The organism is Curtobacterium sp. NPDC087080 (genome assembly GCF_044745105.1).
Lineage (GTDB): Bacteria > Actinomycetota > Actinomycetes > Actinomycetales > Microbacteriaceae > Curtobacterium.
Map to the genome: position 1 here is coordinate 69,015 of NZ_JBIUZP010000001.1, position 12,474 is coordinate 81,488.

Annotated in this window: 8 protein-coding genes and 1 other RNA gene; 6 read left to right on the top strand and 3 right to left on the bottom strand. The window is 71.0% G+C overall.

The window, feature by feature from the left end:
• Window positions 1–163: 163 nt before the first annotated feature.
• The 3 genes from glgB to ACIPEQ_RS00360 form a co-directional block, all read right to left on the bottom strand.
• Window positions 164–2,857, bottom strand: coding sequence for a 1,4-alpha-glucan branching protein GlgB (gene glgB, locus ACIPEQ_RS00350; protein WP_402713366.1), 2,694 nt, complete (start codon window positions 2,855–2,857; stop codon window positions 164–166).
• Complete coding sequence (locus ACIPEQ_RS00355) at window positions 2,854–4,854, bottom strand: maltotransferase domain-containing protein (protein WP_402713368.1); 2,001 nt, start codon at window positions 4,852–4,854, stop codon at window positions 2,854–2,856. Before ACIPEQ_RS00355 ends, glgB begins: the two co-directional genes overlap by 4 nt.
• 113 nt (window positions 4,855–4,967) lie before the next feature.
• The gene (locus ACIPEQ_RS00360) at window positions 4,968–7,022 is read right to left on the bottom strand and encodes a glycogen debranching protein (protein ID WP_402713370.1); all 2,055 of its coding nucleotides are present in this window, start codon (window positions 7,020–7,022) and stop codon (window positions 4,968–4,970) included.
• Window positions 7,023–7,083: 61 nt separating this feature from the next.
• On the opposite strand from ACIPEQ_RS00360, the gene ACIPEQ_RS00365 reads away from it, so the two are divergent.
• The 6 genes from ACIPEQ_RS00365 to ssrA all read left to right on the top strand — a co-directional run bounded on the left by ACIPEQ_RS00365 (window position 7,084) and on the right by ssrA (window position 12,325).
• Window positions 7,084–8,247, top strand: coding sequence for a cysteine desulfurase family protein (locus ACIPEQ_RS00365; RefSeq protein WP_402713372.1), 1,164 nt, complete (start codon window positions 7,084–7,086; stop codon window positions 8,245–8,247).
• A gap of 116 nt (window positions 8,248–8,363) precedes the next feature.
• Complete coding sequence (gene prfB / locus ACIPEQ_RS00370; protein WP_126891212.1) at window positions 8,364–9,473, top strand: peptide chain release factor 2; 1,110 nt, start codon at window positions 8,364–8,366, stop codon at window positions 9,471–9,473.
• Window positions 9,474–9,545: 72 nt separating this feature from the next.
• Window positions 9,546–10,304 carry a cell division ATP-binding protein FtsE gene (ftsE, locus tag ACIPEQ_RS00375; RefSeq protein WP_066654786.1) on the top strand — a complete coding sequence of 253 codons (759 nt, stop codon included), beginning with the start codon at window positions 9,546–9,548 and terminating at the stop codon, window positions 10,302–10,304.
• A complete protein-coding gene (ftsX, locus tag ACIPEQ_RS00380; RefSeq protein ID WP_402713373.1) occupies window positions 10,301–11,215 on the top strand; it encodes a permease-like cell division protein FtsX in 915 nt (304 codons plus the stop codon). Before ftsE ends, ftsX begins: the two co-directional genes overlap by 4 nt.
• A 136-nt stretch (window positions 11,216–11,351) precedes the next feature.
• Entirely contained in the window at window positions 11,352–11,828 is a 477-nt protein-coding gene (gene smpB, locus ACIPEQ_RS00385; RefSeq protein WP_126891214.1) for an SsrA-binding protein SmpB, read from the top strand.
• A 119-nt stretch (window positions 11,829–11,947) separates the two neighbouring features.
• Window positions 11,948–12,325, top strand: a transfer-messenger RNA (tmRNA) gene (gene ssrA / locus ACIPEQ_RS00390).
• The last annotated feature ends 149 nt before the right edge of the window (window positions 12,326–12,474 follow it).

Here is a 12,474-nt window from a genome sequence, read left to right on the forward strand (position 1 = left end):
GCGTGCTCCGGGGTGGCTCGCGAGGAAGCGGGCGTCTCGCGGTGGTGGCGGCACGCACGGCCCAGCCGGGCGGACGACGGACGGGAGGCCCGGTGCCAGCTGGCACCGGGCCTCCCGTCCGTCTCGTGGTCACGACCGCTCGCGGCCGCGTCCCGTGGTCGTGTCAGTCGGCCAGCCGCAGCCAGACCGCACCGAGCGGCGGCACCACCAGGTGCGCTGACGCCGGACGGCCGGCCCACGGCGTCTCCTCCGCCGTCACCGAGCCCATGTTGCCCACACCGGAGCCGCCGTACTCGGCGGCGTCGGTGTTGAGCACCTCGTGCCAGGTGCCCGCCGCGGGCAGCCCGAAACGTCGCTCGACGGGGACGCCGGAGAAGTTCACGAAGACCGCGAGGCGGTCGTCGCCGTCCTTCCGGAGGAACCCGAGCGTGGAGTGCGGGGCGTCGCCGCCCTCGATCCACTCGAAGCCCTCGGGGGAGGAGTCGTGCCGCCACAGCGCCGGCGTGTCCTTGTAGACGCGGTTGAGCGCTGCGACGAGGTCCTGGACGCCGAGGTGACCGGGGTCGTCGAGCAGCCACCAGTCGAGCCCACGGGCCTCGGCCCACTCGGACGGCTGGGCGAACTCCTGGCCCATGAACAGCAGCTGCTTGCCGGGGTGCGCCCACATGAAGGCGAGGTACGCCCGCACGTTCGCGAGCTTCTGCCACTCGTCGCCGGGCATCTTGCCGTAGAGCGAACCCTTGCCGTGCACGACCTCGTCGTGGCTGATCGGCAGGGTGAACTGCTCGCTGAAGGCGTAGACCAGCGAGAACGTGATCTCGTCGTGGTGGTACGCGCGGTACGCGGGGTCACGCTCGACGTAATGCAGCGAGTCGTGCATCCACCCCATGTTCCACTTCTGGCCGAACCCGAGGCCGCCGGCGCTCGTCGGCTGGGTGACGCCCGGCCACGAGGTGCTCTCCTCGGCGATCATCACGATGCCGGGGTAGCGCTTGTACGCCGTGGCGTTGGTCTCCTGGAGGAACGAGATCGCCTCGAGATTCTCGCGGCCGCCGTGGACGTTCGGGAGCCACTCGGTGCGCGAGTAGTCGAGGTACAGCATCGAGGCGACAGCGTCGACCCGCAGGCCGTCGATGTGGAACTCCTCGAGCCAGTACAGCGCGTTCGCCACCAGGAAGTTGCGGACCTGCGGGTGCCCGAAGTCGAACACGTAGGTGCCCCAGTCGAGCTGTTCGCCGCGGCGCGGGTCCGGGTGCTCGAAGAGGGCGTAGCCGTCGAACTTCGCGAGCGCCCACTCGTCCTTCGGGAAGTGCCCGGGCACCCAGTCCATGATCACGCCGATGCCGGCGGAGTGCAGACGGTCGATCAGGTACCGCAGGTCGTCCGGCGTGCCGAAGCGGGCGGTCGGGGAGTAGTACCCGGTGACCTGGTAGCCCCACGAACCGCCGAACGGGTGCTCGGCGAGCGGCAGGAACTCGACGTGGGTGAACCCGAGGTGCTGCACGTGGCCGATGAGCTGGTCGGCGGCCTCGCGGTAGGAGAGCCCGGGGCGCCACGACCCGAGGTGCACCTCGTACACGCTCATCGGTGCGTCGTGGGACGTCGTCTGCGCCCGACGCTCCATCCACGCGGTGTCGCCCTCCGACCACGAGTGGTCGGAGGCCGTGATCACGGACGCGGTCGCCGGCGGGACCTCGGTTCGGCGCGCGAACGGGTCCGCCCGCTCGACCCAGCCCGAGTCGGTGAGGATCTGGAACTTGTACCGCTGGCCGACGAGGGCGCCGGGCCAGAAGAGCTCCCAGACGCCGAGGTCGTTCAGCCGGCGCATCGCGGTGGTGCGACCCTCCCAGCCCTCGAAGTCGCCGATCACGCGGACGGCGGTGGCACGCGGCGCCCAGACCGTGAAGGCGACGCCGTCGACACCGTCGACCGTGCGGACGTGGGCGCCGAGGTGCTGCCAGAGCTGCTCGTCGCGACCCTCGCCGAACAGGTGGAGGTCGAGCTCGCCGATCGTCGGCGCGAAGCGGTAGGCGTCGTCCGTGGTCCAGGTCGCGTCGTCGGCGTCGGTGGACTCGTCGAGGTCGTAGTCGGCCTCGACGCGGTAGCGACCGAGCGTGCCGGTCGTGGCGCCCGCCCACAGGCCGTCGCCCTCGTGCGTGAGCTCGACGTCGTCGCCGTCGGGTCGGACGATGCGGACGGCGGTGGCGAGGTGGCGGACCACCCGCACGCTCGTCCCGCCGTCGACCGGGTGCGGGCCGAGCACGTCGTGCGGCTGCGACCAGCGGCCCTCGGAGACCTGCTGTCGGAGCCAGTCCTCGACCGGTGCCGGTCGGGGTCCGGCTCCTGACGACGGGGTCCCGTCGGCCGGGGTGCCATCGGACGGGGCGCCGTCAGCCGGGGCGCCGTCGGCCGGAGCGTCGGGCTCCGGCGCTGCGACGAGGTCGGCCGCGGTCGGCGTCGGGGTCCGGCCGTCCGGACGCCCGCCCTCGGAGAGCGGAGCGTCGGCACCGTCCGCCGACGCCGCGGTCGTGTCCGCGGAACCGGGGGTGGCCGGTGCGGCGGCGTCGTCGCGGGCGGCGCCGGCGAGCGTCGCGGATTCGGGGACACCGCGGTCGGGTGTCTCCTTCGCCACCGGCGCGGCGCCGGGCAGGTCCTCGTGCGGGGCGGACACCCGCGGCTCGTACCGCGGTGCCGGCTCGTCGACCTGCGGGACCGCGCCGGGAGCACGGTTGCGGGTCACGGGCGGCGGGGGCGGCGGCACCGGCGGGACGCTCGGGCCCTGGCCTCGGTCCGGCGTGGCGGGGGTGGGACGGTCGGAGCCCATCGGCGGGGTCCCCTTCGGGTCGCGGTCGGTCATCGGACGGGTCCTTCCACGACGAGCAGGTGCACCGGCTCCTGGAAGGCGTCGAGGCGCACGTAGTTCGACGAGCCCCACTCCCAGCGCTGCCCGGTGACGACGTCGCGGACGACGAACGGCTGCTCGTTCGGCAGCCCGAGCGCGGCGAGGTCGAGGTGCACGGTGGTCTCGCGGGCGGAGTGCGGGTCGACGTTGGCGACGACGATCACGGTGTCGGCGCGGCCGGAGCGGATGAACTCGCCGGGGAGGTGCTTCGAGTAGACGACGATCGCCGGGTCCTCGGCGTCGTGGACGTGCAGGTTCCGGAGCTGCCGCAGCGCGGGGTGCGCCTGGCGGAACCGGTTGAGCATCGTGACGTACGGGGCGAGGCTCGCACCCTCGGCCTCGGCCAGGGCGAAGTCGCGTGGCTTGTACTCGTACTTCTCGTTGTCGATGTTCTCCTCGGACCCCGGGCGGGCGACGTCCTCGAAGAGCTCGTAGCCGGCGTACATGCCCCAGGTCGGAGCACCGGTCGCGGCGAGCGCGGCGCGCACCTTGTAGCCGGCGCGACCGCCGAACTGCAGGTACTCGGTGAGGATGTCGGGCGTGTTCACGAAGAGGTTCGGGCGCAGGTAGGCGCTCGTCTCGTGGCTGAGCTCGGAGAAGTACTCCTCGATCTCCTCCTTCGTGTTCCGCCACGTGAAGTACGTGTACGACTGCTGGAACCCGGCCTCGGCCAGCGCGCGCATCATCGCCGGACGGGTGAAGGCCTCGGCGAGGAACACCGTGTCCGGGTGCTGGTCGCGGACCTCGCGGATGACCCGCTCCCAGAACCAGAGCGGCTTCGTGTGCGGGTTGTCGACGCGGAAGATGCGGATGCCGAACGCGATCCAGTGCTCGAGGACCCGCAGGACCTCGGCGACGATGCCCTCGGGGTCGCTGTCGAACTGGATCGGGTAGATGTCCTGGTACCGCTTCGGCGGGTTCTCGGCCGTCGCGATCGAGCCGTCGGCGCGGACCGTGAACCACTCCGGGTGCTGCTGGACCCACGGGTGGTCGGGGGAGCACTGCAGCGCGAAGTCGAGGGCGACCTCCATCCCGCTGTTCTTCGCCGTCTCGACGAAGTCGCGGAAGTCGTCCTCGGAGCCGAGGTCGGGGTGGATGGTGTCGTGCCCGCCCTCGGGTCCTCCGATCGCCCAGGGGCTGCCCGGGTCGTGCGGTCCCGGGGTGAGGGTGTTGTTCGGGCCCTTGCGTGCGGTCGTGCCGATCGGGTGGATCGGCGGGAGGTAGACCACGTCGAAGCCCATGCGCGCCACGGCCGGCAGCCGGCGTGCGGCGGTGCGGAAGTCACCGCTCTGCCAGGAGCCGTCGGGGTTCTTCTTCGCCCCTTCGCTGCGGGGGAAGAACTCGTACCAGGCGCCGACGCCTGCACGCTGCCGCTCGACGTCGAGGAGCTGCGTGGGGGAGTGCGTCCGGAGCGAGGTCAGCGGCGAGTCCTCGACCTCGCCCGTGATGCGGGGGTCGTCGACGGCCGCCAGGCGCTCCGTCGGCTCGAGGTCGGTGTCGCGCAGCTGCTCGGCGGCGCGGACGGCGGCGCTCGAGTCGGTCTCGGTCGCGAGGCGGTCGAGCAGGACGGCCCCGTCGAGGAGCGTCGCCTCGGTGTCGACACCGGCGGCGATCTTGAGCCGGGCTGCGTGCAACCACGTCGCCCAGTCGTCGGAGAACGACTCGACGTGCCACGTCCAGACGCCGACGTGGTCGACCTGCACGGTCGCCTCGTACCGGTCGGTGCCGGGGGCGCCGAGCAGCATCGGGACCGTGCGCGTGCCCCCGTCCGGGCGTTCGAGCACGAGGTCGGCGCCGATGACACCGTGGCCCTCGCGGAAGACGGTCGCGCCGAACGTGATCACCTCGCCGTCGAACGCCTTGCCCGGGAACCCGTTCGGGGTCGTCGGCGCGAGCTGGGTGATCGGGATGCGTCCGATCTTCGGTCGGCGGGGTCGATCTGCGGTGGCCACGGAGCCGACGCTACCCGGCTGCAGCGTCCGCGTTCCCCGGAACGCGTTCCCTGTGCAGTGTCGGGCGCGTCACACGACCTGTGCAGGAGGCGAGCGCGGCCGGCGGAACGGCCCTACGCCACCTCGAAGACGTGGATGCCCGGCCCGTACGCCGTGAAGACCTGGCCACCGGGCCGGAGCCGCTCGTGGTCCCGGTGCTTCTCGCTCGACCACGCCAAGCGGTACCCGAGCACGTCCTGGCGTTCCGGCAGCGTCAGGTCACGCGTCCGCCCGCTCCCGTGCACCACCACGAGAACCCGGTCGAACGGCTCGTGCTCCGGCGTCGACTCGACGAAGTACTGCACGACCCGGTGGATCGGCTGGTCCCACCCCTCGGACGTCATCGGGTGCCCGTCCGGCCCGTACCAGGCAATCCGCGAGGCACCGGGGGTCTCCCGACCCTCGACACCGAAGCGGGTCGGTCGGAGCGCCGGGTGCGCGGCGCGGAGCCGTGCGAGCGCCGCGACGGCCTCGGTCATGGCCTCGGCGTCCTCGTCGTCCGTCCAGTCGACGGCGGTCAGGTCCTCGGACACCACGTAGGCGTTGTTGTTCCCGTGCTGTGTCCGGCTGCGCTCGTCGCCCGCGGTCAGCATCGGGACGCCGGCGGAGAGCATGAGGGTACCGACCAGGTTCCGCATCGAGCGGCCCCGGGCGGCGCGCACGCCCCGGTCCGCCGTGTCGCCCTCGATCCCGTGGTTGAACGAGCGGTTGTCGTCGGAGCCGTCCCGGCCGTCCTCGCCGTTCGCCGCGTTGTGCTTCCGGTCGTGGGAGACCAGGTCGAGCAGCGTGAACCCGTCGTGCGCCGTCACGAAGTTGATGCTCGCGAGCGGACCGCGTTCCTGACCGAACGTGCCCCGGGACCCGGTCAGGGCCTCCGCGAGGCGACCGATGCCCGCCTGCGGGGTGCCGTTCCGCCGTTCCTCGGCGACGTCGGTCAGCCAGAACTGCCGGACGGTGTTCCGGAACCCGTCGTTCCACTCGCTCGTCCCGGCGCCGAACGCGCCCGTGCGCCACCCGTCGGGTCCGACGTCCCACGGCTCTGCGACGACGAGCACGTCCTGCAGGTCCGGGTGCTGCCGGATGCGTTCGAGCAGCGGGTGCGCCGGGTCGAACACGTGGTGCGCGTCGCGGGCGAGCGCCGCCATCAGGTCGAAGCGGAAGCCGTCGACCTGCACCTCGCGTGCCCAGTAGCGCAGGCTGTCGACCACCAGGTCCGCGGTGGCCTCGACCGACGTGTCGAGGGTGTTCCCGCAGCCGGTGGTGTCGTAGTACGACGCGCCGTCCTCGGTCCAGCGGTAGCGCTCCGCCCCGTCGATCCCGCGGAGCGACGAGGTCGGACCGCCGAGGCCCTCCTCGGCGGTGTGGTTGTACACCACGTCGAGGAGCACCTGGATGCCGGCCTCGTGCAGGAGCCGGACCATGCCCTTGAACTCGCGGAGCACCGCCGAGGCGCCCGCGGCACGGGCGTCGGCCGACGCGTACGCCGCGTGCGGGGCGAAGAACCCGAGCGTGTTGTAGCCCCACGCGTTCTCGCGACCGGCCGCGCGCAGCCAGGCCTCGGTGTCGAAGGCGTGCACCGGCAGCAGCTCGAGGGTCGTCACCCCGATGCGGCGCAGGTGGGCGATGGTGCTCGGGTGCGCCACCCCGGCGTACGTGCCACGCAGGTGCTCGGGGACGTCCGGGTTCGCCGCGGTCAAGGTGCGGACGTTCGCCTCGTACACGACCGCCCGGTCCAGGGGCACGTCCGGCTTCCCGACACCGCCCCAGTCGAAGGCGTCGTCGACGACCACGCTCGTCCACCGCGGGCCGCCGCCGTCCGGGCCGGCCGTCGACGGGACGACGCCGCGCGCGTACGGGTCGAGCAGGGGTCGCTCGGGATCGAACTCGTGACGGGGGCCCTCGGGCCCGTCGACCAGCAGGTGGTAGCGGTCCCCGGGTCGCACGTCCGGCGTCCCGGCCGCCCAGCGGTCGGTGCCGTCGACCCGCGACAGGGCGTGGCGCATCTCGCGCCCGTCGGCGTCGACGACCACGAGGGTCACCGCCGTCGCCGAGGCGGAACGCACCGAGAAGCGGGGCGCGCCGTCACCGAGGCGGAAGCCGGGGGTCTCGTCGATCACGGTGCGGTGCATGACGACCAGGGTACGAGGGGGCGCGGGTACCCTGTGAACGCACACGGAAGGGGAGTGGGTCATGCCGGTCTACCTCGACCACGCGGCGACGACGCCCGTCCTGCCCGCGGCGCTCGCCGCGTTCACCGAGGCGCTCGCCACGGTGGGCAACCCGTCGTCGATCCACAGCGCGGGCCAGCGCGCGAAGATGCTGCTCGAGGACGGTCGCGCCGCGGTCGCCCGGTCGCTCGACGCCGAGCCGGTCGAGGTCGTCTTCACCTCGGGCGGCACCGAGAGCATCAACCTCGCGATCAAGGGCACGTACTGGGCGCGGCAGCAGGACCGACCCCGGCCGCGGATCGTCCTGCCCGCGGGCGAGCACCACGCCACCGTCGACACGGTCGAGTGGCTCGAGCGCCACGAGGGCGCCGTCGTCGACGTGGTCCCGCTGGACGCGCAGGGTCGCGTGGACCTCGTCGGCCTGGAGGCGCGGCTCGCCGACGCCTCGGACGTCGCCCTGGTCACGTTCCTGTGGGCGAACAACGAGGTCGGCACCCTGCAGCCGGTCACCCGGATCGTCGAGCTCGCGCACGCCGCCGGCGTTCCCGTGCACAGCGACGCCGTCGCGGCCTACGGCCAGGTCCCGGTGTCGTTCGCGGCGTCCGGCCTCGATGCGCTCAGCGTCTCGGCGCACAAGATCGGCGGCCCGGTCGGCATCGGGGCGCTGGTCCTCGGTCGCCGTGCGACGGTCGAGCCGCTCATCCACGGTGGTGGTCAGCAGCGGCAGGTCCGCAGCGGCACGCAGGACGCCCCGGCCGCGGCGGCCTTCGGGGTCGCCGCGGCGGCCGGCCTGCACGACGCGTCGATCCTGCGCGACCGGCTCGTCGCGGGGGTGCTCGAAGCGGTGCCGACCGCCGTGCTCATGGGCGACCCGGTCGACCGGCTCCCCGGCAACGCCCACTTCACCTTCCCCGGGTGCGAGGGGGACTCGCTGCTGTTCCTGCTCGACGCGGCGGGGGTCGCGGTGTCGACCGGGTCCGCGTGCCAGGCCGGCGTCCCGGAGGCGTCGCACGTGCTGCTCGGCATGGGCCTGTCCGAGGACGAGGCGCGCGGTGCCCTGCGGATCACGCTCGGACGCACCTCGACCGACGCCGACGTCGACGCGTTCCTCGCGGCGCTGCCCGACGCGGTGGCGCGGGCGAGCCGAGCGGGCATGGCGTCCCGCGCCCCGTCGCTCGGGCGGTGAGCCGGCGGTCCGCGCAGCCGGGTGACCGGCGGTGACCGGCGGGACGGGCGTGCGCCGCGCCTCCAGGCCGTCGGTCGGTCGGCCCCGCACGACGTGCGCCGCTAGGATCGGTGACCATGGTCGAACTTGACTTCACCGAGCAGCTGTCCGCCCTCCGCGAGACCTTCGGCAACATCCGCTCGGTCGTCGACGTCGACCGGCTGCAGCGCGAGATCGCCGAGCTGAGCGAGCAGGCGGGCGCGCAGGACCTCTGGGACGACGTCGAGCACGCGCAGCAGGTGACGAGCGCACTCTCGCACCGGCAGGCCGAGCTCCGGAAGATCACCGACACCGAGCAGCGCATCGACGACCTCGAGGTCCTCGTCGAGATGGCGAACGAGGCGGACGACGCCGACTCCGCCGCCGAGGCGCAGGACGAGCTCAAGGCGATCCAGAAGACCATGGGGGACCTCGAGGTGCAGACGCTCCTCGACGGTGAGTACGACGAGCGCCCCGCGGTGATCACGATCCGCGCCGGTGCCGGTGGTGTCGACGCCGCGGACTTCGCCGAGATGCTGCTGCGCATGTACCTGCGCTACGCCGAGCAGCACGGCTACAAGACCACCGTGATGGACACGTCGTACGCCGAAGAAGCCGGCATCAAGTCGGCGACCTTCGAGGTCGACGCGCCCTACGCCTTCGGCACGCTGTCGGTCGAGGCCGGCACCCACCGCCTCGTCCGCATGTCGCCGTTCGGTGCCGCGGGCAAGCGCCAGACGTCCTTCGCCGCGGTCGAGGTCATCCCGCTCATGCCGGAGACCGCGGTCATCGACATCCCCGAGAACGACATCCGTGTCGACGTCTTCCGGTCCTCGGGCCCCGGCGGACAGTCGGTCAACACGACCGACTCCGCCGTCCGCCTGACCCACCTGCCGACCGGCACCGTGGTGTCCATGCAGAACGAGAAGTCGCAGATCCAGAACCGCGCCGCCGCCATGCGCGTGCTGCAGTCGCGCCTGCTGCTCCTGAAGAAGGAGGAGGAGAACGCGAAGAAGAAGGAGCTCGCCGGCAACATCACGGCGAGCTGGGGCGACCAGATCCGCTCGTACGTCCTCGCGCCGTACCAGATGGTCAAGGACCTCCGGAGCGAGCACGAGGTCAACAACCCGTCGTCGGTGTTCGACGGCGACCTCGACGGCTTCATCAACGCGGGCATCCGCTGGCGCAAGCAGGGCGACGATTCCTGAGCGACCTCGCGGCGGAGTCGAGCCGCGCGCCTCGGTTGACTTCCGGCCCGGCCGACCTACCCTGATCCGGTCATGATCAAATTCGACCAGGTCACCAAGGTCTACTCGGGCAACCCGAGTCCTGCGCTCGACGACCTCTCCCTCGAGATCCTCAAGGGTGAGTTCGTCTTCCTCGTCGGCGCGTCCGGCTCCGGCAAGTCGAGCTTCCTGCGCCTCGTGCTCAAGGAGGAGAAGCCGACCCGCGGGCAGATCCACGTGCTCGGCCAGCGCCTCGGCGCCCTGTCGTCGCGCAAGGTCCCGTACTTCCGCCGCAACCTCGGTGTGGTCTTCCAGGACTTCCGACTGCTGCCGAACAAGAACGTCTTCGACAACGTCGCGTTCTCGCTCCAGGTGATCGGCAAGAGCAAGGGCTTCATCAGCGAGGCCGTCACCGACGTGCTCAAGCTCGTCGGCCTGGCCGGCAAGGCCACCCGCATGCCGCACGAACTCTCCGGTGGTGAGCAGCAGCGCGTGGCGATCGCCCGCGCGGTCGTCAACAAGCCGGCGATCCTGCTGGCCGACGAGCCCACCGGCAACCTCGACCCGACCACCTCAGCCGGCATCATGGCGCTCCTCGAACGAATCAACCAGGGAGGCACCACCGTGCTCATGGCGACACACGACGCCAGCATCGTGAACCAGATGCAGCGTCGGGTCATCGAGCTCTCGAACGGCACCGTCCTGCGCGACGAGCAGTCCGGCGGGTACCAGACGCAGGCGCTCCCGATCCAGCGCGGGTCGGGCGTCTCGAACACGACCGGTATCCAGACGATCCCGGGGCTCATCCGATGAGGCTCGGGCTCGTCATGTCCGAGGTCGGGTCGGGCCTGCGGCGCAACGCGTCGATGGTGGTCTCGGTCGTCCTGGTGACCTTCATCTCGCTCACCTTCGTGGGCACGGCGATCCTGCTGCAGATGCAGATCAACCAGATGAAGGGGTACTGGTACGACCGGGCGCAGGTCGCGGTCTACCTCTGCACCGACACCGACACCTCCGGCAACTGCACCGGCGCCAAGGCGACCGAGGACCAGCGCGAGCAGGTCCAGGCGCAGCTCGACTCGACCACGCTCAAGCCGTACATCGAGAAGACGTACTACGAGGACCAGGACCAGGCGTTCACGCGGTTCAAGGAGCAGTTCAAGGACTCGCCCGCCACCGAGTTCGTGAAGCCGGAGTACCTCAACGAGACATTCTGGGTGAACCTGAAGAACCCGTCGCAGGCGGACGTCCTCGTCGAGAGCCTGTCGAAGGTCGCGGGCGTGCAGAGCGTCGTCGACCAGCGCGGGTACCTGCAGCCGATCTTCAACCTGCTCAACGCGTCGTCCTACACGGCGATCGGCATCGCGTCGCTGATGCTCGTCGCGGCCGTGCTGCTCATCGCGACGACGATCCGACTGTCCGCGTTCAGCCGACGGCGTGAGCTCGGCATCATGCGGTTGGTCGGCGCGTCGAACCGGTTCATCCAGACACCCTTCGTGCTCGAGGGCGTGATCGCCGCCGCGATCGGAGCGGTCCTGGCCGGGGGCGCGATCACCGCGGTGGTCTGGTTCTTCGTGCGGAACTACCTGGCGCAACGGTTCTCCGGCACGGCGTTCATCGGGATGGGTGACGCAGCCGTGGTGGTCCCCGCGGTGATCGTGATCGGTGTGCTCCTCGCCGGCGTCTCCGCGTTCATCGCGATCCGCCGCTACCTGCGGGTCTGAGGCAGTCCCTCCGGGAGGACGACCACGTCCACGACCGCGGCGCGCCGGGAAGGTGCGCCGCGGTCGTCGTGTTCACTAGGCTGTAGGGCTGCGCAGCAGCACCGGGATCCGTCCCCGGTCACGGAAGGGAGCCACCATGGCGAAGGAACGCGGCGAGAAGATCGTGGCGACCAACCGTCGCGCGCGCCACGACTACCTCATCGAGGACACGTACGAGGCGGGCATGGTGCTGTCCGGCACCGAGGTGAAGTCCCTCCGCGAGGGGCGGGCGTCACTCGTCGACGGCTACGCGTTCATCGACGGCGGCGAGGCCTGGCTCGACTCCGTCCACATCCCCGAGTACACCGAGGGGACGTGGAACAACCACACGCCGCGGCGGAAGCGCAAGCTCCTCCTGCACAAGCAGCAGATCGTCAAGATCTCGCACAAGACCGCGCAGGGCGGGTACACGCTCGTGCCGATGAAGATCTACTTCCACGACGGCCGAGCGAAGGTCGAGATCGCCGTCGCGAAGGGCAAGCGCGAGTTCGACAAGCGCCAGGCCCTGCGTGAGAAGACCGACAAGCGCGAGGCCGAGCGTGCCATGCGCTCGCGCAACCGCATGGGCGAGTGAGCCCACGGCGAACGGCGTTGGCATCGTCCAGCACACCCCGCTAGACTGGGGGACCGCTCCTCACCAGGAGCATTGGCAACTCAACAGCGTGACAGCGGCTCGCACGTCACGGCCCGTACGGGGATGATCGGTTTCGACATTGCCTGTGTGCCGACGGGAAGCGGGCCGAGGACCCACGGTCATCTCGTGAACGATCCGTGGAAAACAACAAGTGCCAATTCCAAGCGCACTGACTTCGCTCTCGCTGCGTAAGCAGCCCAGCACATGAAGTCCGTCGGCCAGGTGATCGTCTTCTAACCTGAGTTCCGGCGTCATCCAGAGGACTTGCTGCACGGTTGCGCCTCAGGGCCGTGCGGGACTTGCACTGAGACTGGGCCCGTCGTCCTAGAAGCCGGTAGCAAAGGACGGGGCCGAGCAGAACGACTCATCCGGATACGCCCGTAGAAGACGTCGAAGCGCAGCGATGGACGGGGGTTCGATTCCCCCCATCTCCACCACCGCCGGACGTCGGGCCGCTGTCACGCTGATCACCGAGATCGCCACCTGAACGCCCCGTCGTCCCCTGGACGTCGGCGGGGCGTTCGTGCTGTGCGGGGGAATCCGGGACTACTGTCCGGGTCAGGCACGGGGCCGCTCGTGTCGTTCT

Coding starts and splice junctions, on each gene's coding strand:
- glgB (WP_402713366.1), bottom strand. CDS start 2,857: ATGACCGACCGCGACCCGAAGGGGACCCCGCCGATGGGCTCCGACCGT.
- ACIPEQ_RS00360 (WP_402713370.1), bottom strand. CDS start 7,022: ATGCACCGCACCGTGATCGACGAGACCCCCGGCTTCCGCCTCGGTGAC.
- ACIPEQ_RS00365 (WP_402713372.1), top strand. CDS start 7,084: ATGCCGGTCTACCTCGACCACGCGGCGACGACGCCCGTCCTGCCCGCG.
- prfB (WP_126891212.1), top strand. CDS start 8,364: ATGGTCGAACTTGACTTCACCGAGCAGCTGTCCGCCCTCCGCGAGACC.
- ftsE (WP_066654786.1), top strand. CDS start 9,546: ATGATCAAATTCGACCAGGTCACCAAGGTCTACTCGGGCAACCCGAGT.
- ftsX (WP_402713373.1), top strand. CDS start 10,301: ATGAGGCTCGGGCTCGTCATGTCCGAGGTCGGGTCGGGCCTGCGGCGC.
- smpB (WP_126891214.1), top strand. CDS start 11,352: ATGGCGAAGGAACGCGGCGAGAAGATCGTGGCGACCAACCGTCGCGCG.